A 21495-nucleotide genomic window follows, 5' to 3' on the forward strand; every position below is an offset into this window, starting at 1 on the left:
GGCGGAGCCGCAGACCGACTCGGCCCCGCGCCCCTAACGGGGCGCCACCGGACTCTGCGTCCGGAACATGAGCTTGCCGTCCTCCACGTCCACCGTCACCCCGCCGCCCTCGTCGACCCTGCCGTCCAGCAACAGCCGGGACAGCTCGTTGTCCACCTCGCGCTGGATCGTGCGGCGTAGCGGGCGGGCGCCGTACTCCGGCTGGTAGCCGCGGTCGGCCAGCCATTCCACAGCCCGGTCGGTGAAGGTCACCGTGATGCCCTTGCCCCGCACCAGGGACCGGGTGCGGTCCAGCAGGAGGTTGGTGATCCGGCGCAGCTGCTCCGTGGTGAGCTGGCGGAAGACGACGATCTCGTCGATGCGGTTGAGGAACTCGGGGCGGAAGTGCTCGCGCAGCGGGCGCAGGATCTGCTCGCGGCGGGCCTCCTCGTCCGCGTCGGCGCCGCCCGCGGCGAAGCCCGTGGTGGCGCCCCGGCGGGTGATCGCCTCGGAGCCGAGGTTGCTCGTCATCACGATGACCGTGTTGCTGAAGTCCACCGTGCGGCCCTGGGAATCGGTCAGCCGGCCGTCGTCGAGGACCTGGAGCAGGATGTTGAAGACGTCCGGGTGGGCCTTCTCCACCTCGTCCAGCAGCAGCAGTGAGTACGGGTGGCGGCGGACGACCTCGGTGAGCTGGCCGGCCTCCTCGTGGCCGACGTAGCCGGGCGGGGCGCCGATCAGGCGGCTGACGGTGTGGCGCTCCTGGTACTCGCTCATGTCGAGCCGGACCATGCGGTCCTCGCTGCCGAACAGGGCCTCGGCGAGCGCCCGGGCCAGTTCGGTCTTCCCGACGCCCGTAGGGCCGAGGAACAGGAAGCTGCCGATCGGGCGGTCGGGAGCCGCGAGCCCGGCGCGGGAGCGCAGCACCGCGTCCGAGACGACCCGCACGGCCTCGTCCTGGCCGACCACCCGCTCGTGCAGATGCTCCTCCAGGCCCAGCAGGCGGTCCTTCTCCTCCTGGGTGAGGCTGCTGACCGGGATGCCGGTCTGCCGGGACACCACCTCCGCGATCGACTCGGCCCCGACCACCAGGTCCTGGCCCTCGTCGACCTCGCCGTCACCGCCGGCCGCGGTGATCCGCTGCTTCAGCTCCATGATCCGGTCGCGCAACTGGGTGGCCTGCTCGTACCGCTCGTCCGCGACGGCCTGGTCCTTGTCCCGGGTCAGCTGTTCCAGCTCCCGCTCCAGGGCCCGTACGTCCGTGCCCTTGGTCCTGGCCCGCAGCCGCACCCGGGCACCGGCCTGGTCGATCAGGTCGATCGCCTTGTCGGGCAGGCGGCGGTCGGTGAGGTAACGGTCGGACAGTTCCACGGCCGCGACCAGGGCCTCGTCGGTGTAGCGGACCTGGTGGTGGGCCTCGTAGCGGTCCTGGAGGCCGCGCAGGATCTCGATCGCGTCCGCGGCGGTCGGCTCCGGAACCATGATCGGCTGGAAGCGGCGGGCCAGCGCCGCGTCCTTCTCGATCCGGCGGTACTCCTCCAGCGTGGTGGCGCCCACGATGTGCAGCTCGCCCCGGGCGAGGGCCGGCTTGAGGATGTTCCCGGCGTCCATCGAGCTGCCGTCGCCGCCACCGGAACCGGCGCCCACGACCGTGTGCAGCTCGTCGATGAAGATGATCAGCTGGTCGGAGTGGGCCCGGATCTCGCCCACGATGTTGTTCATCCGCTCCTCGAAGTCACCCCGGTAGCGGGTGCCCGCGACCACGCCCGTCAGGTCCAGGGCGACCACGCGGCGCCCGATCAGCACATCGGGCACGTCCGCCTCGGAGATGCGCTGAGCCAGCCCCTCCACGATGGCCGTCTTGCCGACCCCCGCGTCACCGATCAGCACCGGGTTGTTCTTGCCGCGGCGGGAGAGGACCTCGACGGTCTGCTCGATCTCCTGGTCCCGGCCGATCACCGGGTCGATCCGGCCCTGCCGGGCCAGCTCGGTGAGATCACGGCCGTACTTGTCGAGCGTCGGCGTGTTCGTGGGGCGCGGGCGCTCGGACTGGGGGACCTCCGGCGCCTCGGGCGGTTCGGAGGGGGCGAAGCGGGCCGCGTTCAGGATGTGCCCGGCGGCCGAGTCGGGGTTCGACGCCAGGGCGCTGAGCACGTGCTCCGGGCCGATGTAGCCGTAGCCGCGGGCCCGGGCCATGTCGTGGGCGTCCAGCAGGGCACGCTTGGCGGCCGGGGTGAGGGAGAGCGCGGTCGGCGGCGGGGCGTCGTCCGGCGTGTGCTGGGCCGGTCCCGACCGGTCGTCGATCTGCGACGCCAGCGAGTCGGGGTTCGCGCCGGCCTTGCTGAGCAGGGTGCGGGTGGGCTCGGTGGCGAGCGCCGCCCGCAGCAGATGCTGGGTGTCCAGGTCCCGGCTGCCGTGCTCGGCGGCGTACTGGGCGGCGCCGCGGACGAGCTCCCGGGCCGGCTGACTCAGCAGCCGCCCGAGATCGATCTGCCGGGGACCCGGACGCGGTCCGCCGAAGAAGCGTGCGAGGAATTCTCCGAAGGGATCCGAGCCGTAGCCCTCCGGGCTGGTGAAGCCGCTGCTCATGGGCCTTCCGTTCCCGGCGTCCCCGGCGCGCGGGCGGGGGACGCCCTCGCTGTTCGACGTGCCGGGGTCGGGTAACCCGGGTGGCAGCCGGTTACACCTGGGGCGCGCTCGTAGAACACCTTCGCACGATCGTCGGCGAAGGGCACCTTTCGGGGTGCACCGGGAGGAAGGGGGCGCGCGGCGGGTCAGCGCTCCGTCAGGATCCTCGGCCCCGAGTCGGTGATCGCCACCGTGTGCTCCGCGTGTGCGGCGCGGGAACCGTCGTTCGTCTTCAGGGTCCAGCCGTCGGGGGCGGCGTGGTAGTCGTCCGTGCCGCCCGCGATGACCATGGGCTCGATCGCCAGCACCATGCCGTGCCGCAGCCGCATGCCGCGTCCCGGGCGGCCCTCGTTCGGCACCCCGGGGTCCTCGTGCATACGGCGGCCGATGCCGTGGCCGCCGAAGCCGTCGGGGATGCCGTAGCCGGCGCCCCGGCACACCGTGCCGATCGCGTGGGCGATGTCGCCGATGCGGTTGCCCACGACGGCGGCCTCGATGCCGGCCGCGAGGGCCCGCTCGGCGGTTGCGATCAGGCGGAGGTCCGCCTCGCGCGGGGTGCCCACGACGAAGCTGAGCGCCGAGTCGCCGACCCAGCCACCCAGTTCGGCCCCGAAGTCGACGGAGACGAGGTCGCCGTCGCGCAGGCGGTAGCGGCCCGGGACGCCGTGCACGATCGCGTCGTTGACCGAGACGCAGAGGACGGCGGGGAAGGGGGTCGGCGCGAAGGACGGGCGATAGCCCAGGAAGGGCGAGGCCGCCCCCGCCTCGCGCAGCACTCCGTGCGCCACCTCGTCCAGTTCCAGCAGGGAAACGCCCACGCCGGCGGCCTTCTGCACGGCCGTCAGGGCGCGGGCGACGACCTGGCCCGCCTCGTGCATCGCGTCGATCGAAGTGTCTGTCTTGAGCTCCACCATGCCAATTACTATACCGGTATTAGAATGGGGTCATGGTGCGCACCCCTCTCACCCCCGAAGAGCGCGAACGCGGCGAGCGGCTCGGCCGGCTGCTGCGTGAGGCGCGTGGGGGCCGGAGCATGACGGAGATCGCGGCGAGCGCGGGCATCTCCGCGGAGACCCTGAGGAAGATCGAGACCGGACGGGCCCCGACCCCGGCCTTCTTCACGGTGGCCGCGCTGGCCGGAGTGCTCGGGCTGTCGATGGACGAACTGGCGGGGCGGTGCGTGCAGGTGCCTGTCTGAGTTTCCCGCGCCGCGCGTGAAAACTCCCCGTAGCACTGCCGTAACACGACTGGTGTTGCCTACGGGGCGGAGTGCTCCGGTCTCACGGGAGTTGAGCGATGGCGGCGGATCAACTCCCGGCTGAAGTCGGGGAGTTCGCGACCTACCTGGACGGCTTGCTGAAGCGTCTCGATCCGTCGGGCGGCTGGTGCGCGGTGTTCTGGCAGCGCGACCCGGAGGGCATGCGGGCCGCTCTGGACGGGCGGGAGATGCCGCCCTGGGACGTGGTCGAGGCGCTGCTGCGGGACCTCGCCGGGCAGTACGGCCCGGGGGGTGCCGGCCCGGAGACGGACCGCGCCCGCTCCCTGCACGCCGCCGCCCTCGCCGCGTACGACACCCGGCCCGGGGGCCGCGACGCCCTCGGTGACCGCCTCGACGTCATGCTCCGCGAACAGAAGTACGCCGCGGAACGCCAGGCCGCCCTGGCCCGCCGCCTGGCCTCGGCCACGGCCCGCGAAGAGGCGGACGCCCTCCGCCTGGACCTGGCCTGGGCCCGGGACGACCACGAACGGGCCGTCGCGCGGTGCGCGGAACTCCGGGCACGCATGACCTACGTGGACCGGCGTGACCGGGGAGTGTCCCCGAGAGCGTGGACCGACGGTGACGCGTCGCACGGCGCCGGGGCGGGGTCGTCGGCCGCGGGGACGCCTGCCGGGCCGCCGCCGGCCGTGACCGGTCCCTCCGGCCGACGCGACATGCGGTACGGCGCCGCCGACCCGGAGGCCGGGCGGCCCGCCCCGCAGCGTCCGGAGAGCCGGACCGCCCTGGGGGAAGCGGTCGCGGGAGCCGGGCCCGAAGCGTTTTCGGCTCCGGCCGGTCGGTACGGCGCCAGGGACGGCGCCGCCGGTCCGGGGGCCGGATGGCTGGCCCCGGAGCATCCGGCGGGCCGGACCGCTCCGGGGGAAGCGGTCGCGCTGACCCAGCCCGACGCGTTCTCGGCCCCGGCCGGTCGGTACGGCACTCGGGAGGGTGGTGCCGCCGACCCGGAGGCCGGGCGGCACGCCCGACAGCTCCCGACGAGCAGGACCGCCCCGGAGGGAGCCGTCGCGGCGGCAACGCCCGACGCGTTCATCGCCGCGGTCGGGACCGGCGCCGGGTGGCACGCCCCGGAGCATCCGGCGAGCCGGAGAGCCCCGGGCGGCGCATCCGACGGGCTCACCACCCCGGCCGCGCCCGTCTCCGCTGCGTTCACCGGGGCCGCCCCGGCCACCGCACCCGCCGCCCCCGAACCCCCCACCCCCAAGCAGCGCAAACGCCGTCGTGGCAGTGCCCGCTTCGCCGGGATGGTGGCCGAGGAGGCCGCAGCCGTCGCCGTGCCGCCCGGCGCCGTACCGCCCGGCGCCGAACCGACGGTGCCCGCACCCGATCCCACGACCACCGGCCGCGGCCCCCGCGGGGCGCGCTTCGCCGGGGTCGCCGAGGAGGTGGTGGCGGAGCGCCCGATGCGGGAGGACGGCGTGGTCGGAGCCGCGGACCTGGCCGAGGTGGGGAGGACCGTCGACGTGCTGGCCCGGCTGCGGCGTGAGGGGCGCAGTGGGGAGGCCCACGCGCTGCTGGCCGAGGTCGCCTCGTGGGCCCCCGGCCGATTCCCGCTCCTCGCGGAGCGGCTGCAGCATGCCGGGCTGGACGCCGACTGGCAGACCCTGCTCTGGGAGGCCGCCTCGCTGCCCGCCGGACGGCTGGTCGCCGCCGCCGACGCCCTGGTCGCGGCCGGGCGGGCGGGGGACGGGCGGCAGATGCTGCGGCAGGGGGTCGCACGGCCGCCGGGCGAGCTGGGGCGGGCCGTCCTCGGACTGGTCGACGAGGGGCGCCACCGCGAGGTGCGCGTGCTGCTCGACGCGTATGTGAGGGCCCGTACCCCCGAGGAGGCCGCCCGCAGCGCCGAGCCCGATCCACGGCGCCTCGTCCCGCTCCTGCTGGAGGCCGCCCGGGGCGTGTCGGACGAGCGCGGCTGGGATCTCGTGCACGCCCTGCGGGTCGCCGGATTCGCCGCCTGACCGGCGATGCCACGCCCCGGGCGGCTCACCCACAGGGGTGTGAATCGCGCAATGCCCCGCGGGTTGGCGACGATGGTCTTGGCAACCCCGTGCCAGAGGCTTACGTTCGTGGCTCTACGGCCCGCTTCTACGGGCGTAGAGGCGCAGACGTCGCGTCGAAGGAGCAGCTCATGGCCAACGTCGTACGTGCCGCCCTGGTCCAGGCCACCTGGACCGGCGACACCGAGTCCATGGTGGCGAAACACGAGGAGCACGCCCGCGAGGCGGCCCGCCGGGGCGCGAAGATCATCGGGTTCCAGGAGGTCTTCAACAGCCCCTACTTCTGTCAGGTCGAGGAGCCCGAGCACTACCGCTGGGCCGAGCCCGTCCCCGACGGGCCGACCGTGCGGCGGATGCGGGCGCTCGCCCGCGAGACCGGCATGGTGATCGTCGCGCCGGTGTTCGAGGCGGAGCAGCCCGGCTTCTACTACAACACCGCGGCCGTGATCGACTCCGACGGCACCTACCTCGGCAAGTACCGCAAGCACCACATCCCACAGCTCAAGGGCTTCCGTGAGAAGTTCTACTTCAAGCCCGGCAACCTCGGCTGGCCCGTCTTCGACACCGCCGTCGGCAAGGTGGGCGTGTACATCTGCTACGACCGCCACTTCCCGGAGGGCTGGCGGCAGCTCGGCCTGGCCGGGGCCCAGCTGGTCTACAACCCCTCGGCCACCCACCGGAGCCTGTCGTCCCACCTGTGGCGGCTGGAGCAGCCCGCGGCCGCCGTCGCCAACGGGTACTACATCGCCGCGATCAACCGGGTCGGGCAGGAGGAGTACGGCGACAACGACTTCTACGGCACGAGCTACTTCGTCGACCCGCGCGGGCAGTTCGTGGGGGACGTCGCCAGCGACAGCCAGGAGGAGCTCGTGATCCGGGAACTGGACATCGACCTCATCGAAGAAGTGCGGCAGACGTGGGCCTTCTACCGCGACCGCCGCCCCGACGCCTACGAAGGGCTGGTGCAGCCGTGATCAACGACCTCCTGGGCCGCCACCGGGCCGTGCTCCCCGACTGGCTCGCCCTCTACTACGAGGAGCCCCTCGAGATCACCCACGGCGAGGGCCGCCACGTCTGGGACGCCCGGGGCAACCGGTACCTCGACTTCTTCGGCGGCATCCTCACCACCATGACGGCGCACGCGCTGCCCGAGGTGACCAAGGCGGTGAGCGAGCAGGCCGGACGGATCATCCACTCCTCGACCCTCTACCTCAACCGCCCGATGGTCGAACTCGCCGAGCGCATCGCCCAGTTGAGCGGCATCCCGGACGCCCGCGTCTTCTTCACCACCTCCGGCACCGAGGCCAACGACACCGCCCTGCTGCTGGCCACGGCGTACCGGCGCAGCAACACCATCCTGGCGATGCGCAACAGCTACCACGGCCGCTCCTTCAGCGCCGTCGGCATCACCGGCAACAGCGGCTGGTCCCCGACCTCGCTCTCCCCGCTCCAGACGCTGTACGTCCACGGCGGCGTGCGCACCCGCGGCCCGTTCGCCTCCCTCAGCGACGACGACTACATCGCGGCCTGTGTCGACGACCTGAAGGACCTGCTCGGCCACACCCGCCCGCCGGCCGCGCTGATCGCCGAACCCGTCCAGGGTGTCGGCGGCTTCACCGCACCGCCGGACGGGCTGTACGCCGCCTTCCGCGAGGTGCTGCACGAGCGCGGCATCCTCTGGATCGCCGACGAGGTGCAGACCGGCTGGGGCCGCACCGGCGAGCACTTCTGGGGCTGGCAGGCCCACGGGCGGAACGGGCCGCCGGACCTCATGACCTTCGCCAAGGGCATCGGCAACGGCATGTCCATCGGCGGGGTCGTCGCCCGCTCCGAGATCATGAACTGCCTGGACTCCAACAGCATTTCCACGTTCGGCGGCACCCAGATCACCATGGCGGCGGGCCTGGCCAACCTCAACTACCTGCTGGAGCACGACCTGCAGGGCAACGCCCGACGCGTCGGCGGCCTGCTCATCGAGCGGCTGCGGGCCGCCGCCGCGCAGGTCCCGGCCGTACGGGAGGTACGCGGCCGGGGACTGATGATCGGCATCGAGATCACCAGGCCGGGCACCGACGAGGCCGATCCCCGGGCCGCCGCGGCCGTCCTGGAGGCGGCCCGCGAGGGCGGCCTGCTGATCGGCAAGGGGGGCGGGCACAACACCAGTGCGCTGCGCGTCGCCCCGCCGCTGTCCCTCAACGTCGCGGAGGCCGAGGAAGGCGCCGCGATCCTCGAGAACGCTCTGAGGAGCATCCGGTAGCAGTGCACTGAGCAAGGGACCCGCCACCATGACCATCACCCAGGATTCCCTCGAACCGGCCCTGTCGGTCCGGCAGGTCCTCACCCTGGAGCGGGTGCTCGCCGGGGAACCCGAGGTGGTGGCCGGCGCGAGCCACCTCGACCGGCCGGTGCGCTGGGTGCACGTCGCCGAGGCCGCCGACGTCGGGGTGATGCTCAGCGGCGGCGAGATGGTCCTCACCACCGGCGTGCTGCTCGCCGGTGACGAGGACAAACAGGCCGAGTACGTCCGGTCGCTGCACCGCGCGGAAGCCGCCGCCGTCGTCCTCGGACTCGGCCGGGCCTTTCCCGCGGCGCCGGACGTGATGCGCCGGGCGGCCGAGCGGTGCGGACTGCCGATGGTCGTCCTGCACCGGCCGTTCCCCTTCGCCGAACTGACCGAGGAGGTCCAGTCGCGGCTGGTGCGGCGCAAGTTCGCCGCCGTCAGCCTCTCCGAGGCCGTCCGCACCGAACTCACCGCCCTCATCACCGCCGGCGCCCCGCTGCAACGCCTGCTCGACGAGGTCGCCCGGCACAGCGCCTGCCCGGTCGTCGTCACCAACCTCGCCCACCGGGTCCTCGGCACGGCGGGGGAGCGGCCCGCGGTGGACGACGTGCTGCGGGACTGGGAGCGCATCGCCCGGCAGGCCGGGGGTACCGAGGGCGACGGCTGGATCCGGGCCGAACTGGGCGGACGCGGGGAACGCTGGGGCCGGATCGTGCTGTGCGGCTACCGCGGCGGCACCGCCACCGGCCGGCTGCTGGCCGACCGCGCCGCCGAGGCCCTCGTCCTGCACCGCATGCTCGCCGGCGGCGCCGCCTGCTCCTGGGAGGAGCAGTCCGCGCAGAGCCTGCTGACCGACCTGGTCAGCGGTGTCGTACCGGCACGGCAACTGCTGCCCCGGGCCCGCGCGGCCGGGCTGCCCGTCAACCGGCGCACCTTCGTGCCGCTGGTCGTCCGCGACGCCGACCCCGGCCGGCTCGAACGGCTCCTGCGGCTGCTGGGCCTGCCCGGGCTGGTCGCCGAACTGGCCGACGGCGCCACCGCCGTGCTGCTCAGCCTGCCCCGCGACCAGGACGCGGGCGCCCTCGCCGCGCACTTCGCGGCCCGGCTGCGGACCGAGTCCGGCCCGGACCACACGGTCGTGGCCGCCGCCGACCCCCGAGTCGTCTGGGACGACGTCCCCACCGGCCTGCGTGAGGCCCAGCACGTCGCGGACGCCGTGGCCGACTCCTCCGCCGTCCTCGACCTCCCGCCGGTGGTGCGCCTGAAGGACGTCCACCTGCGGGGCCTGATCCGGCTGCTGCGCGACGACCCGCACGTGCAGTCCTTCGCGGAGCGGGAGCTGGACGGGCTGCTGCGCGAGAGCGACGAGGACCTGCTGTCGGTCCTGCGCACCTACCTCGCCACCGGCCGCAACAAGTCCCGCACCGCCCAGCTCCACCACGTCTCCCGGCCGGCCCTCTACCGCCGCCTGGAGGCCATACAGGTCCGCCTCGGGGTGGACCTCGACGACTTCGAGCAGGCCGCCTCGGTGCACATCGCACTCCTCGCGCACGACGCGCAACAGCAGTGAAACACGCGACCACCTGGGAAAACGGCGGTGAAACATGGGCCCACGGCAGAGTGACACAGTGACACGCCGCACGCCCCCGGACGTGACACGGTGCAACTCAAAGACGCCCTTCGTCCTCCCTAGGCTCACGGCACACCGAGCGACCGGAGGTCCCGATGAGCCGAGTGATCCGTGCCGCCGTCTTCCAGACCGCCTGGACGGGCGACAAGGAGTCGATGATCCAGGTCCACGAGCAGGCGGCCCGCGACGCCGCCGCGCAGGGTGCTCAAGTCCTGTGCTTCCAGGAGCTGTTCTACGGGCCGTACTTCTGCCAGGTCCAGGACCCGGCCTTCTACGAGTACGCCGAGCAGATCCCCGAGGGCCCGATCGTCCGCCGCTTCCAGGCACTCGCCAAGGAACTGGGCATCGTCCTGGTGCTGCCGATGTACGAGGAGGAGCAGCCCGGCGTCCTCTACAACACCGCCGCCGTGATCGACGCGGACGGCTCCTACCTCGGCAAGTACCGCAAGACCCACATCCCCCAGGTCAGGGGCTTTTGGGAGAAGTTCTACTTCCGCCCGGGCAACAGCGGCTGGCCCGTCTTCGACACGAAGGTCGGCCGGGTCGGCGTGTACATCTGCTACGACCGCCACTTCCCCGAGGGCTGGCGCGCCCTCGGCCTCGCGGGCGCCGAGATCGTCTTCAACCCCTCGGCCACCTCGCGCGGCCTGTCCGGCTATCTCTGGCAGCTCGAGCAGCCGGCGGCGGCCGTCGCCAACGAGTACTTCGTCGGCGCGATCAACCGGGTCGGGGTCGAGGAGTACGGCGACAACGACTTCTACGGCACGTCGTACTTCGTGGACCCGGAGGCCCAGTTCGTCGGCGAGGTGGCGAGCGACAAGGAGCCCGAACTGGTCGTCCGCGACCTGGACATGGCCAAACTCCGCGAGGTCCGCGACCGCTGGCAGTTCTACCGGGACCGGGCGCCGGGGGCGTACGGGCCACTGACAGCTCCCTGAGAGACCTCAAGGGGCGCGGGGAACTGCGCGACCAGCCACATACGACCCGCACCCACCCACAGCGAGGAGCGACCACGACATGAGCAGCCGTACAGTCATCCGCGGCGGCCTCGTCATCACAGCCTCCGACGAGATCCACGCCGACGTCCTGATAGAGGACGGCCGAATCGCCGCCCTCGCAGCCGCGGGCACACCCGCCGCCGAATCCTTCACCGCGGACCGGACCATCGACGCCACCGGAAAGTACGTCATCCCCGGCGGCGTCGACGCCCACACCCACATGGAGCTGCCCTTCGGCGGCACCTTCGCCTCCGACACCTTCGAGACCGGCACCCGCGCCGCCGCCTGGGGCGGCACGACGACGATCATCGACTTCGCCGTGCAGAGCGTCGGCCACAGCCTGCGGGAGGGCCTCGACGCCTGGCACGCCAAGGCCGACGGCAACTGCGCCGTCGACTACGGGTTCCACATGATCGTCTCCGACGTCAACGAGCACACCCTCAAGGAGATGGACCACCTGGTCGAGGAGGGCGTCACCTCCTTCAAGCAGTTCATGGCCTACCCGGGCGTCTTCTACAGCGACGACGGCCAGATCCTGCGCGCCATGCAGCGCTCCGCCGACAACGGCGGCCTGATCATGATGCACGCCGAGAACGGCATCGCGATCGACGTCCTGGTCGAGCAGGCCCTGGCCCGGGGCGAGACCGACCCGCGCTACCACGGCGAGGTCCGCAAGGCCCTGCTGGAGGCCGAGGCCACCCACCGCGCCATCAAGCTCGCGCAGGTGGCCGGCGCGCCCCTGTACGTCGTGCACGTCTCGGCGACGGAGGCGGTCGCCGAGCTGGCCCGGGCCCGCGACGAGGGGCTCAACGTCTTCGGCGAGACGTGCCCGCAGTACCTGTTCCTGTCCACCGACAACCTCGCCGAGCCGGACTTCGAGGGCGCGAAGTACGTGTGCAGCACGCCCCTGAGGCCGAAGGAACATCAGGCCGCACTGTGGCGCGGCCTGCGCACGAACGACCTCCAGGTCGTCTCCACCGACCACTGCCCCTTCTGCTTCGTCGGCCAGAAGGAACTCGGCCGCGGCGACTTCTCCAAGATCCCCAACGGCCTGCCGGGAGTGGAGAACCGTATGGACCTGCTCCACCAGGCGGTCCTCGACGGGCACATCTCGCGCCGCCGCTGGATCGAGATCGCCTGCGCCACCCCCGCCCGGATGTTCGGCCTGTACCCCAAGAAGGGCACCATCGCGCCGGGCGCCGACGCCGACGTCGTCATCTACGACCCGCACGCCGAGCAGGTCATGTCCGCCGAGACGCACCACATGAACGTCGACTACTCGGCGTACGAGGGCAAACGCACCACCGGCCGGGTCGAGACGGTCCTCTCGCGCGGCGAACCCGTCATCACCGAGCGGGAGTACACCGGCCACGCCGGGCACGGCGTGTTCACCCCGCGTTCCACCTGTCAGTACCTCAACTAGGAGTGACGCAGATGGACTTCGGACTCGTCCTCCAGGCCGACCCGCCGGCCTCGCGGGTGATCAGCCTGATGAAGCGGGCGGAACGGAACGGCTTCACGTACGGCTGGACCTTCGACTCCGCCGTGCTGTGGCAGGAACCGTTCGTGATCTACAGCCAGATCCTGGCCAACACCACGACGCTGAAGGTCGGGCCGATGGTGACCAACCCGGGCACGCGCACCTGGGAGGTCACCGCCTCCACCTTCGCCACCCTCAACGACATGTTCGGCAACCGCACGGTCTGCGGCATCGGCCGCGGCGACTCCGCGATGCGCGTGGCCGGCCGCAAGCCCAACACCCTGGCCCGGATCAGTGAGGCCATGAAGGTCATCCGGGACCTCGGCAGCGGACGGGAGGCCGACCTCGGCGGCGGCACCGTCGTCCGGTTCCCCTGGATCAAAGAGGGCGCCGAACTGCCCGTGTGGATGGCCGCGTACGGCCCGAAGGCCCTGAAGATGACCGGCGAGGAAGCCGACGGGTTCATCCTCCAGCTGGCCGACCTCTATCTCACCGAGTACATGGTCAAGGCCGTGAAGGACGCGGCCGTCGCCGCGGGCCGGGACCCCGCCGAGGTGACCGTCTGCGTGGCCGCCCCGGCCTACGTCACCGAGGACGACTCGCCCGAGGCGCTCGCCCACGCGCGCGAGCAGTGCCGCTGGTTCGGCGGCATGGTCGGCAACCACGTCGCCGACCTCGTCTCCAAGTACGGCGAGCACTCGGCGGCAGTCCCCGACGAACTCACCGAGTACATCAAGGCACGCGAGGGCTACGACTACTCCCACCACGGCCGGGCCGGGAACCCGGACACCCAGTTCGTGCCCGACGAGATCGTCGACCGGTTCTGCCTCATCGGCCCGGTCGAGAAGCACATCGAGAAGCTGGACGCGCTGCGCGCGCTCGGCGTCGACCAGTTCGCCGTCTACGACATGCACGACGCGCAGGAGGCCGTGATCGAGTCCTACGGATCACGGGTGATCCCGGCCGTCAACGGCTGACCTTCTCCGTCGCGCCCCCCTGTGAACTCCCCCTTCCCAGCGGCTCGGGAAGGGGGCCCAGGACGCTCCCCGCCGCACCCGGAGCGCACCCCCCCCATCGGCGTCACCGCACGGCCTTTCCCGTCCCACCTCCCCTGATTGGCCCGGCCCATGACCGATACCGCTCCCACGGCCCCACCGCCGCCCACCCAAGTCACCCTCGCCGACGGCCGGGTGGAGATCGCCCCGGGTGCCCCCGCACCGACCGGCCCCTACGCCAACGAGGACCTGCTGCCGGTCCCGGTCGACAAGCGCACCTGGACGACGTACAACTTCTCCGCGCTGTGGGTCGGCATGGCCCACAACACCGCCTCCTGGACCCTGGCCTCCGGACTCATCGCCGTCGGCATGGACTGGAAACAGGCGGTGCTCACCATCGCCCTGGCCAACGTCATCGTGCTGATACCGATGCTGCTCACCGGGCACGCCGGGCCGAAGTACGGCATACCCTTCCCGGTCTTCGCCCGCGCCTCCTTCGGTATCCGCGGAGCCAACCTGCCCGCCGTCGTACGGGCGTTGGTGGCCTGCGGCTGGTTCGGGATCCAGACCTGGATCGGCGGCGAGGCCATCTACTTCCTGGCCGGCAAGCTCATCGGCACCGGCTGGACGGACGCCGCGAAGGTCGGCGGCTACGCCTGGACCATGTGGCTGTCGTTCGCGATCTTCTGGGCGCTCCAGGTCGTCATCATCTACCGGGGCATGGAGACGATCCGCCGCTTCGAGAACTGGGCGGCGCCCTTCGTGCTCGTCGGCGCGTTCGTGATGCTGTGGTGGATGAGCGACAAGGCGGGCGGGTTCGGCCCGCTGTTCGACCAGCCGTCGAAGCTCGGCTGGGGCGCCGACTTCTGGAAACTGTTCGCCCCCGCCCTGATGGGCATGATCGGCTTCTGGTCCACGCTGTCGCTGAACATCCCGGACTTCACCCGCTACGGCAAGAGCCAGAAGGCGCAGACCCGGGGCCAGGCGCTCGGCCTGCCGACCACCATGACCCTGTTCGCCTTCCTGTCGGTGATGGTCACCTCGGGCTCCCAGGCCGTCTACGGCGAGGCCATCTGGGATCCGGTGCAGCTCGCCGCCAAGACCGACAACACGGTGGGTCTGCTCTTCGCGCTGGTCACCGTCCTGGTCGCGACCCTCTCCGTCAACGTGGCGGCCAACCTGGTCTCGCCGGCGTTCGACTTCTCCAACATCGCGCCCCGCAGGATCAGTTTCCGGGCCGGGGCGCTCGCCACCTGCGTCCTCGGTGTGCTGATCTTCCCGTGGAAGCTGTACTCCGACCCGCAGGGCTACATCTTCACCTGGCTCGGCCTGGTCGGCGGCCTCCTCGGCACCGTCGCGGGCATCCTCATCGCCGACTACTGGATCCTGCGCCGCTCCCGGCTCGACCTCGCCGACCTGTACCGTCCGGGCGGCCGCTACTGGTACGAGGGCGGCTGGAACTGGCGGGCCGTCGTCGCCTTCGTGGTCGGCGGTGTCCTCGCCGTCGGCGGCGCGAGCTTCAAGCCACTGATCGACGGTCGTCCCATCCCCGCGCTGGCCGGTCTGGCCGACTACGGCTGGGCGGTGGGGCTGGGCACCTCGATGGTGCTGTACCTGGTGCTGATGGCCCTGCGAGGCCGTGACCGCACGGCTGTCTGACGTGGACCGGCGCTGGAGGGCGGCGAATCAGCCCTTGTCGGCCTCCAGCGCGGCCACCGCTTCCTTCGCGGCCTTGATGGCGCCCTTGTTGATCGTGTCCGTACCGGGCGCCTTCTTCGACTCGAAGTCACTGCCGTTGTAGGTGACCGTCACCAGCGCGTTGGAGGCACGGGCGATCACGACGCCCTCGCGGGTCTCCTGCTTGTTCTCGGTGGTGAGGTTCACGACGGAGTACGCGCTGTCACCCAGCCCGGGGACGGCCCCGCCGCCGCTCCTCTTCCCGGTGTGTTCCTCGTACGACTTCTGCGCCGCCTCGTCCGACTCCAGTACCTCGTAGGACACGTCGAGCCAGCGGTAGTCGTATCCCTTGAGCGCGTTCCAGGAGCAGGTGCGGCGCAGCTCCGCGTCCGTGGACGGGATCTCCTTTCCGCCCGCCTTGGCACCCGGCACCAGCGACTCGATCGTCTTCTTGGCGATGCTCTCGCACGGGGCGGGCGCGGCCGAGTAGGTCTTCGACACCGTCGACGTGGACGGGGCGGACGCGGCCCGGGTCTCGGTCTTCTCTTCGGCCGGCTTGTGTTCGGCGGCCTGCGGCGCGGCGAGCGGGCCGGACGACAATGCCCAGCCCACCGCGGCGAGCACCACCACCGGGGACAGACGGGCGGTCAGGGCCAGGGGCAGAGGTAGGGAACGCACGGCGCCCTTCTCGTGGGGGACGACGGTGCGGAACGGGTCCGCACGGCGGACGGAACGACAGTGTCACATGAGTGCCTGTGGTGCGGAAGTGCGAACTCGCTCCGTGGCTGCGCGGTGACGGGGACCCACCTTTCCCCGTCCGGAATTCGGCCGCTTCAGCGGTCCGTGGGTGGTTTGCGGCAGGTGCGGGCGTAGCCGGGGGGCTGGGGTGGTTCCTGGCGAGACGTGCCCGCCGGGAACCGGACCGCTACGCCGCGCAGGGCGGTTCCTTCCCGGTCTCGGTGGCCGGCGCGGGCGTCATCGGCTCGGTCACGTCGTCGAGTCTGCCCCGACGGGAGGACCACGACCTGGTGGTGAAGGCGCCGACGCGCTTCCTGGCCCTCGGCGACGGTTCCGCCGAGGCGGCGGCGAGCTTCATCAGGGCGTAGATGTTCACGCGGCGGTGATCCTCACCGGGAGGCTCTCCAGCCCGTTGACGACGATCGAGCGCAGCGGCACCTCGGGGCCGGTCCGCTCGACGCGCCGCACCGAGTCGAGCAGTTCGGTGAACAGGATCCTCATCTCGGTGCGCGTCATCATCGCGCCGAGGCAGAAGTGCTCGCCGGAGCCCAGGGCCAGGTGGCGGTTGGGGCGGCGGGCGATGTCGAAGACGTCGGGGTCGGCGAAGTGGCGCTCGTCCCGGTTGGCGGAAGGCGTCCACAGCACCACCTTGTCGCCCGCCTCCAGCAACCGGTCGCGCAGTGTGACGGGTTCGGTGACGGTGCGCATGATGTGCGTGGCACTGGAGGTCCAGCGCAGCACCTCCTCCACCGCGCTCGGCATCAGGCCGCGGTCGGCGCGCAGCCGCTCCCAGTCGGCGGGGTGGTCGAGGAACGTCGCCATGCCGCCGGACACCGCGAGCCGCACGTTCTCCGTCCCGCCGACCAGCAGGTTGTCGCAGTTGAGGAGGATGTCCTCCTCGCTGAGCAGCTTGCCGTCCACCTCCCCGTTGACCAGGGCGCTGACCAGGTCGTCCTCCGGGCGGTCCATCCGCCGGTACATCAGCTCGACGAAGTACGCCATGATCTCCTGGTGCGCGATGCTGCGGACCTGCGCGTCGCCGGCGCCGAACGCCTTGCTGGTGAGCGCGAACAGCATCTCCTGCTCGTGGTCGGGCACGCCCATCAGCCGGCAGATCACGTAGAGCGGCAGCCGGGCCGCGATGTCGGTGACGAAGTCGCACTCGCCCAGCTCGACCGCCCTGGCCACCACCTGGCGCACCGCCGCGCGCATCGCGTCCTCCAGCGCGCGTACCGAACGGGTGGTGAACCAGTCGGCCACCAGCGAGCGCAGCGCCTTGTGGTGGGGCGGGTCGGTGAGGGCGAGGGTGCGTCCGCCGCCGGGGTCCTTGCCGTGGGCCAGGGGCCGCAGCAGGATGCCCTGTGCCGAGCTGAAGACCCGGGCGTCGTTGTAGACGGTGCGGACGTCGTCGTACCGGGTGACCGACCAGAAGGCGGGGTGGTCGGTCTCCCCGTGCCGGCGGACTGGGTCGTGGTCGCGCATCCAGCGCCAGACCGGGTACGGGTCCCCGGTCGCGTACAGCTCGGGGTCGAGGAGGTCGACGGCCTCCGGGGCGAGCACGCTCATGACGGGTCTCCTTCGGGCAGCGGCAGGGTGTGGACGAGGTCGGCGAGCCGTTTGGCCAGCTCGTGGACGGTGGCGGCGGGAACCGCGTCGGGCCGGTGGTTGACCGCGAGCCGCAGCCGTCCGCCGGGCAGGGGCCAGAACTCGGTCTGGACCTCCAGCGGGATGTCCAGGTACGGCGGGCGCAGGTGGATGGTGGTGAGCCCGGCCAGCGGGAGTTCCGGCAGGGCGTTGTCCTGGAGCACCAGCAGGGTCTGGAAGAGGGGTGGCCGCCCGGTGCGGGGCGGGTTGAGGGCGCGTACGAGGTCGTGGAAGGCCACGTCCTGGGCGCGGAAGGCCCGTTCGACGATCCGGCCGGCCGCGGCGACCGCGTCCACGCCGCTGTCGAGGACGTCCCCGCGCAGGCGCAGGCACGCCATCTCGATGTGACAGCCGACGGCCTCGTCGAGGCGGCCGTCGGACCGCTGGGCGACCGGTACGCCGACCGCGAAGTCCTGACATCCCGTCACCTCGGCGAGCGCCTGCCCGTAGCAGGCCAGAAGGACGGCGTACCGGGTGACGCCCGCACGGGCGGCGGCCGCGTCGATGCGGGCCGCGGCGTCCGGGTCGAGCAGCCGCTCGACGCGGCGGGGCCCGAGCGTCCGCTCGGCCGGGGCGTCGGGCGCCAGGGGCCACACCAGTTCCGGTACGCCGGCCAGTTCGGCCTCCCGCTCCGCCCGCCGGCGCTCCAGGTCCACCTGGGCGAGCCGGTCGCGGCGCAGCGTGGCCGCTTCGGCGAGTCCGGGCGCGGCGGGCGGCGGCGCGGCGGAACCGTTCCGTGCGGCGTCGTAGGCCCGGGCGAGGTGAGCGGCCAGGACGGACTCGGACCAGCCGTCGAAGGCGATGTGGTGCACGACGCAGCCGAACACCCAGGAGCGGCCGGCCCCCAGCGGTACCAGCGCCGTGCGCCACACCTCGCCGTCGGCGAGTTCGAGGGGCGTGCCGAGCGTGTCGCACAGCGCCGCGGTGGCCGTCTCCGCGTCCGGCACGGTGTCCAGGATTTCCAGCGGAGGGGCGGGGAAGTCACCGGGGCGGGCGACGGGTTCGGGTGCGGCGAGGTAGGCGGCCCTGAGCGTTTCGTGGCGCTCGTGGACGGCCTCGACGGCGGCGTCGAGGGCGTCCAGGTCCAGGTCGCCGTCGATGCGGAACAGCAGCAGGCAGTGGGCCGAGCGGTCCCCGGGCCGCAGGAGGTGCTGGGTGAGGTAGCCGGTCTGCATGGGGGTGAGCGGCACGTCGGTGCCCTCCGCCACGGCCGGGGGATCCTGCGGGTGGCCCGTCCGGGCCAGCCACCGCGCCAGGGCGCGTGCGGTCGGGTACTCGTACAGCCGGGACAGCGGGACCGGCCGCCGCAGTTCCGCCGCGAGCCGGGCACACACCCGGCCGGCGCCCAGCGAGGTGCCGCCGAGGTCGGTGAAGGGGGTGTCGGCCGGTACGGAAGGCAGGCCCAGGACCGCCGCGAACACGGCGGCGGTGAGCGCGACCGGCGGCTCGCCGGTGCCACCGGCCGGCGTCGGGCGGTCGTCCGGGACGGTCTCCGGGGTGGCCGGGGCGGTCCCGGGAGCGCCGGCCGGGACGGCCGGGGCCGGGGCGAGCTCCAGCAGGGCCCGCTCGTCGAGCTTGCCGTTGGCGGTGACGGGGAAGGCCGGCACGGCGACCAGCGCGGTCGGCCGCTGGTAGTGCACCAGCCCCGCCCGCAGGACGTCCTCCGCGCCGGCGAGCAGACCTCCGGGCGCGGTGGGGACGCAGAAGGCCAGCAGACCGTCGGCGTTGCCCGACGGGTCGCGGGTGGCCACCACGCGGCAGGCGCGGACGGCGGGCAGCAGTGCCTCGATCTGCCGCTCCACCTCGGCCGGTTCGATCCGGTGCCCGCGGATCTTGACCTGCCGGTCGGCGCGGCCGCGGTAGTGCAGGACGCCGTCCTCGTCCAGCCGGCCGAGGTCGCCGGTGCGGTAGACCCGTACCGGCCGGCCGTCCACCGTGACGCGGGGGAACGCGGCCTCGGTGAGGGCGGGTTCGCCGAGGTAGCGCAGGGCCAGGCCGTCGCCCGACACGCAGATCTCGCCGTCCACGAGGTGGATCCCGGTGCCGGGGACCGGCCGGCCGACCGGAATGCCGTCGGGCAGGTCGCAGTCCGCCTCCGTGATGCGGTGCGTGGTGGCGAAGACGGTGCTCTCCACCGGCCCGTACCCGTTGATCAGGGCGATGCCGGGGTGGCGGCGCAGGAAGGCGCGTACGTGCGGGACGGACAGCCGCTCGCCGCCGGTCATCACCTGGTTCAGGCCCCGGAACGCGTCCGGGTCCTCGTCCACGATCATGTTGAGCAGGCTGCTGGTGAGCCACACCGTGTCGGCACCGTGGGCGGCGACCGCCTCGCGCAGCGCCTGCCCGGACAGGTACGGCTCGTCGATCACCAGGCAGGTGCCGCCGCCGAGCAGCGCGCCCCACAGCTCCAGCGAGAAGGCGTCCCAGGGCAGCGCGGCGGCCAGCGGGATCACGGTGGAGGGGGTGAACCGGGCGAAGGTGCCGGGGCGCACCAGACGCGCGGTGGCACGGTGGGGCGTGAGGACGCCCTTGGGGCGCCCGGTGGTCCCGGAGGTGAAGAAGACGCAGGCGGGGGCGTCCGCGGGAACCTCGGCGGGCCGGAACCCGGCGTGCGGCTCCGGCTCCGCGCCGGGCCGCGGGGGCGTCCACACCGGCAGTCCGCCGTGTCCACGGCCCCCGGTGATGATCAGCCGTGCCCCGAGCCGGTCGGTCACCTCGTCGATCCGCCGCTCGGGCCACGTGGGGTCGAGCAACGCGTAGGCGGCGCCCGTCTTGAGCACGGCGAGCACCGTCGTCACCAGGTCGGCGCCGCGGGGCAGCAGCACCGGGACCAGGTCGCCGGGGCCGGTGCCGAGGGACGCGAGGGCGGCGGCCCACGCGTCGGCGGTCCGGTCGAGCTCGGCGTAGCTCACCTTCCGTGCGCCGTGGACCACGGCGGTGGCCCGCGGGCGGTCGGCGGCCCAGCGGCTGACGGCGCCGTGCAGGGTCTCCTCGGGTGCGGCGTTCACGACCGCTCCCCGAGGACCCCGCGCAGGGCGCGGCCGAACTCCTCGATCTCGGCCGGGGTGTTGTAGTAGTGCGCCGAGACCCGTACGGCGGTGTCGACACCGCGTTCCGCCATGTAGAGGGGCGTGTGGTGGCCGACGATCTTCCACACGTTGATCCGCTGCTCGGCGAGCCGGGCCATGACCGTGACGGCGTCGGCGCCCGGGTGCCGGAAGGAGACGATGCCGGACTGTTCGGTGCCGGGGGCGATGAGGTCGATGCCCTCGATGGCCCCCAGGGTGGCGCGCAGTGCCCCGAACACCTCCTTGTGGTCGAAGGGCGTGCCCTCCTCGAAGAGGGTGAGCGCCGTGTTGAAGCCGGCCACGGCGGCGGTGGAGCGCTCGGCCAGCTCCAGGGACCGGGCGCTGTGGTCGTCCACGCGGTAGCCGGTGGCCGAGTCGATCCGCGCCACGTGCAGGTCGTGGAAGTCCGCGGTGAGCGCGGCCCGCAACTCGGGCGCCACATAGGCGAAGGCGGTGCCGCGCGGCCCGCGCAGGAACTTGCGGCCCGCGCCGGTCAGGAGCTGGCAGCCGATGCGCCGCACGTCGACGGGTATCTGGCCGATGGACTGACAGGCGTCGACGGCGTAGAAGCAGCGGTACGGGGCGAGCAGCCGCCCGATCTCCTCGACCGGGTTGACGATGCCGCACCCGGAGGGGATGTGCGTCACCGAGACGAGGGCGACGTCGTCCGCGATGTGGGCGGCCATCCAGTCCAGATCGAGGTCGCCTCCCGGCAGGGTGGGGACGACCTCGATCCGGCAGCCGGTGCGGTCGCGCAGGTTGAACAGCGAGATGAGGTTGCCCGCGTACTCGTAGGGCGTGACCCAGACCCGGTCTCCCGGGCCCAGGGCCAGCCTGGGCACGACCGCGCACCAGGCGCGGGTGGCGCTGTCGAAGAGGGCGACGTCCCCGACCGGCGCCCCGAGCACCCGGGCGAGCCTGCGGTAGACCTCGTCGTTGACGATCCCGTCGAGGTGCGCCTCCGTCTCGTAGCACCCGGTGGCGGCCTCACGGTCGAGGACCTCCGCCATGGTCCGCCGTACCTCGGCGGGCACGAGTCCCGCGCCGGCCGTGTTGAGGTGAATCAGCCGGTCGGCCATTGTGTTTTCCATCCTTCTCCACCCG

Annotated in this window: 16 protein-coding genes; 10 read left to right on the forward strand and 6 right to left on the reverse strand. The window is 72.5% G+C overall.

All coding sequences use genetic code 11. The features are described 5' to 3' along the window. Positions 1 to 33: 33 nt before the first annotated feature. On the reverse strand, positions 34 to 2568 hold the full coding sequence (locus tag ACIRDU_RS07585; protein WP_403575780.1) for an ATP-dependent Clp protease ATP-binding subunit: 2535 nt from the start codon (positions 2566 to 2568) through the stop codon (positions 34 to 36). A gap of 185 nt (positions 2569 to 2753) precedes the next feature. Further along, positions 2754 to 3521 carry a type I methionyl aminopeptidase gene (gene map / locus ACIRDU_RS07590; protein ID WP_403575782.1) on the reverse strand — a complete coding sequence of 256 codons (768 nt, stop codon included), beginning with the start codon at positions 3519 to 3521 and terminating at the stop codon, positions 2754 to 2756. 32 nt (positions 3522 to 3553) lie between these two features. Between map and ACIRDU_RS07595 the strand changes: the two genes are divergently transcribed. From ACIRDU_RS07595 to ACIRDU_RS07635, 9 genes are all read left to right on the forward strand, one after another. Further along, the gene (locus ACIRDU_RS07595) at positions 3554 to 3805 is read left to right on the forward strand and encodes a helix-turn-helix domain-containing protein (protein ID WP_403575784.1); all 252 of its coding nucleotides are present in this window, start codon (positions 3554 to 3556) and stop codon (positions 3803 to 3805) included. A 98-nt stretch (positions 3806 to 3903) separates the two neighbouring features. Further along, entirely contained in the window at positions 3904 to 5841 is a 1938-nt protein-coding gene (locus ACIRDU_RS07600; protein ID WP_403575786.1) for a hypothetical protein, read from the forward strand. Positions 5842 to 6011: 170 nt separating this feature from the next. Continuing rightward, positions 6012 to 6854: a nitrilase-related carbon-nitrogen hydrolase gene (locus ACIRDU_RS07605; RefSeq protein ID WP_344466001.1), complete on the forward strand. Its 843-nt coding sequence runs from the start codon at positions 6012 to 6014 to the stop codon at positions 6852 to 6854. Further along, positions 6851 to 8137: an aspartate aminotransferase family protein gene (locus ACIRDU_RS07610; RefSeq protein WP_403575788.1), complete on the forward strand. Its 1287-nt coding sequence runs from the start codon at positions 6851 to 6853 to the stop codon at positions 8135 to 8137. The genes ACIRDU_RS07605 and ACIRDU_RS07610 overlap by 4 nt, the downstream gene beginning before the upstream one ends. Positions 8138 to 8165: 28 nt before the next feature. After that, entirely contained in the window at positions 8166 to 9731 is a 1566-nt protein-coding gene (locus ACIRDU_RS07615; RefSeq protein WP_403575790.1) for a PucR family transcriptional regulator, read from the forward strand. Between the two features lie 155 nt (positions 9732 to 9886). Continuing rightward, positions 9887 to 10729 (forward strand): nitrilase-related carbon-nitrogen hydrolase, encoded by an 843-nt coding sequence (locus ACIRDU_RS07620; protein ID WP_031109741.1) that lies wholly within the window; start codon positions 9887 to 9889, stop codon positions 10727 to 10729. A 79-nt stretch (positions 10730 to 10808) separates the two neighbouring features. After that, a complete protein-coding gene (hydA, locus tag ACIRDU_RS07625; RefSeq protein ID WP_403575792.1) occupies positions 10809 to 12212 on the forward strand; it encodes a dihydropyrimidinase in 1404 nt (467 codons plus the stop codon). An 11-nt stretch (positions 12213 to 12223) separates the two neighbouring features. After that, complete coding sequence (locus tag ACIRDU_RS07630) at positions 12224 to 13246, forward strand: TIGR03842 family LLM class F420-dependent oxidoreductase (RefSeq protein ID WP_403575794.1); 1023 nt, start codon at positions 12224 to 12226, stop codon at positions 13244 to 13246. 150 nt (positions 13247 to 13396) lie between these two features. Then, on the forward strand, positions 13397 to 14923 hold the full coding sequence (locus ACIRDU_RS07635; RefSeq protein WP_403575796.1) for an NCS1 family nucleobase:cation symporter-1: 1527 nt from the start codon (positions 13397 to 13399) through the stop codon (positions 14921 to 14923). A 27-nt stretch (positions 14924 to 14950) separates the two neighbouring features. On the opposite strand, the gene ACIRDU_RS07640 is transcribed toward ACIRDU_RS07635, so the two are convergent. Next, positions 14951 to 15619, reverse strand: coding sequence for a hypothetical protein (locus ACIRDU_RS07640; protein WP_403575798.1), 669 nt, complete (start codon positions 15617 to 15619; stop codon positions 14951 to 14953). A 281-nt stretch (positions 15620 to 15900) separates the two neighbouring features. On the opposite strand from ACIRDU_RS07640, the gene ACIRDU_RS07645 reads away from it, so the two are divergent. Beyond that, a complete protein-coding gene (locus ACIRDU_RS07645) occupies positions 15901 to 16047 on the forward strand; it encodes a hypothetical protein (protein ID WP_403575800.1) in 147 nt (48 codons plus the stop codon). 4 nt (positions 16048 to 16051) lie between these two features. On the opposite strand, the gene ACIRDU_RS07650 is transcribed toward ACIRDU_RS07645, so the two are convergent. Genes ACIRDU_RS07650 through ACIRDU_RS07660 form a run of 3 tightly spaced genes read right to left on the reverse strand, consistent with a single transcriptional unit; the run spans position 16052 to position 21482 of the window. Then, on the reverse strand, positions 16052 to 17245 hold the full coding sequence (locus ACIRDU_RS07650) for a cytochrome P450 (RefSeq protein WP_403575802.1): 1194 nt from the start codon (positions 17243 to 17245) through the stop codon (positions 16052 to 16054). Then, the gene (locus ACIRDU_RS07655; RefSeq protein ID WP_403575804.1) at positions 17242 to 20331 is read right to left on the reverse strand and encodes an AMP-binding protein; all 3090 of its coding nucleotides are present in this window, start codon (positions 20329 to 20331) and stop codon (positions 17242 to 17244) included. The genes ACIRDU_RS07650 and ACIRDU_RS07655 overlap by 4 nt, the downstream gene beginning before the upstream one ends. After that, the gene (locus ACIRDU_RS07660) at positions 20328 to 21482 is read right to left on the reverse strand and encodes an aminotransferase class V-fold PLP-dependent enzyme (RefSeq protein ID WP_403575806.1); all 1155 of its coding nucleotides are present in this window, start codon (positions 21480 to 21482) and stop codon (positions 20328 to 20330) included. Before ACIRDU_RS07660 ends, ACIRDU_RS07655 begins: the two co-directional genes overlap by 4 nt. Between the last annotated feature and the right edge of the window lie 13 nt (positions 21483 to 21495).

Origin of the sequence: Streptomyces sp. NPDC093598, from assembly GCF_044764825.1 — a bacterium.
Lineage (GTDB): Bacteria > Actinomycetota > Actinomycetes > Streptomycetales > Streptomycetaceae > Streptomyces.

Excerpts from the sequence above, each read along its gene's own strand:
- ACIRDU_RS07650 (WP_403575802.1), bottom strand. The coding sequence starts at position 17,245 with ATGAGCGTGCTCGCCCCGGAGGCCGTCGACCTCCTCGACCCCGAGCTG.
- ACIRDU_RS07585 (WP_403575780.1), bottom strand. The coding sequence starts at position 2,568 with ATGAGCAGCGGCTTCACCAGCCCGGAGGGCTACGGCTCGGATCCCTTC.
- ACIRDU_RS07595 (WP_403575784.1), top strand. The coding sequence starts at position 3,554 with ATGGTGCGCACCCCTCTCACCCCCGAAGAGCGCGAACGCGGCGAGCGG.
- ACIRDU_RS07615 (WP_403575790.1), top strand. The coding sequence starts at position 8,166 with ATGACCATCACCCAGGATTCCCTCGAACCGGCCCTGTCGGTCCGGCAG.
- hydA (WP_403575792.1), top strand. The coding sequence starts at position 10,809 with ATGAGCAGCCGTACAGTCATCCGCGGCGGCCTCGTCATCACAGCCTCC.
- ACIRDU_RS07635 (WP_403575796.1), top strand. The coding sequence starts at position 13,397 with ATGACCGATACCGCTCCCACGGCCCCACCGCCGCCCACCCAAGTCACC.
- ACIRDU_RS07660 (WP_403575806.1), bottom strand. The coding sequence starts at position 21,482 with ATGGAAAACACAATGGCCGACCGGCTGATTCACCTCAACACGGCCGGC.
- ACIRDU_RS07630 (WP_403575794.1), top strand. The coding sequence starts at position 12,224 with ATGGACTTCGGACTCGTCCTCCAGGCCGACCCGCCGGCCTCGCGGGTG.
- ACIRDU_RS07620 (WP_031109741.1), top strand. The coding sequence starts at position 9,887 with ATGAGCCGAGTGATCCGTGCCGCCGTCTTCCAGACCGCCTGGACGGGC.
- ACIRDU_RS07605 (WP_344466001.1), top strand. The coding sequence starts at position 6,012 with ATGGCCAACGTCGTACGTGCCGCCCTGGTCCAGGCCACCTGGACCGGC.
- ACIRDU_RS07600 (WP_403575786.1), top strand. The coding sequence starts at position 3,904 with ATGGCGGCGGATCAACTCCCGGCTGAAGTCGGGGAGTTCGCGACCTAC.
- map (WP_403575782.1), bottom strand. The coding sequence starts at position 3,521 with ATGGTGGAGCTCAAGACAGACACTTCGATCGACGCGATGCACGAGGCG.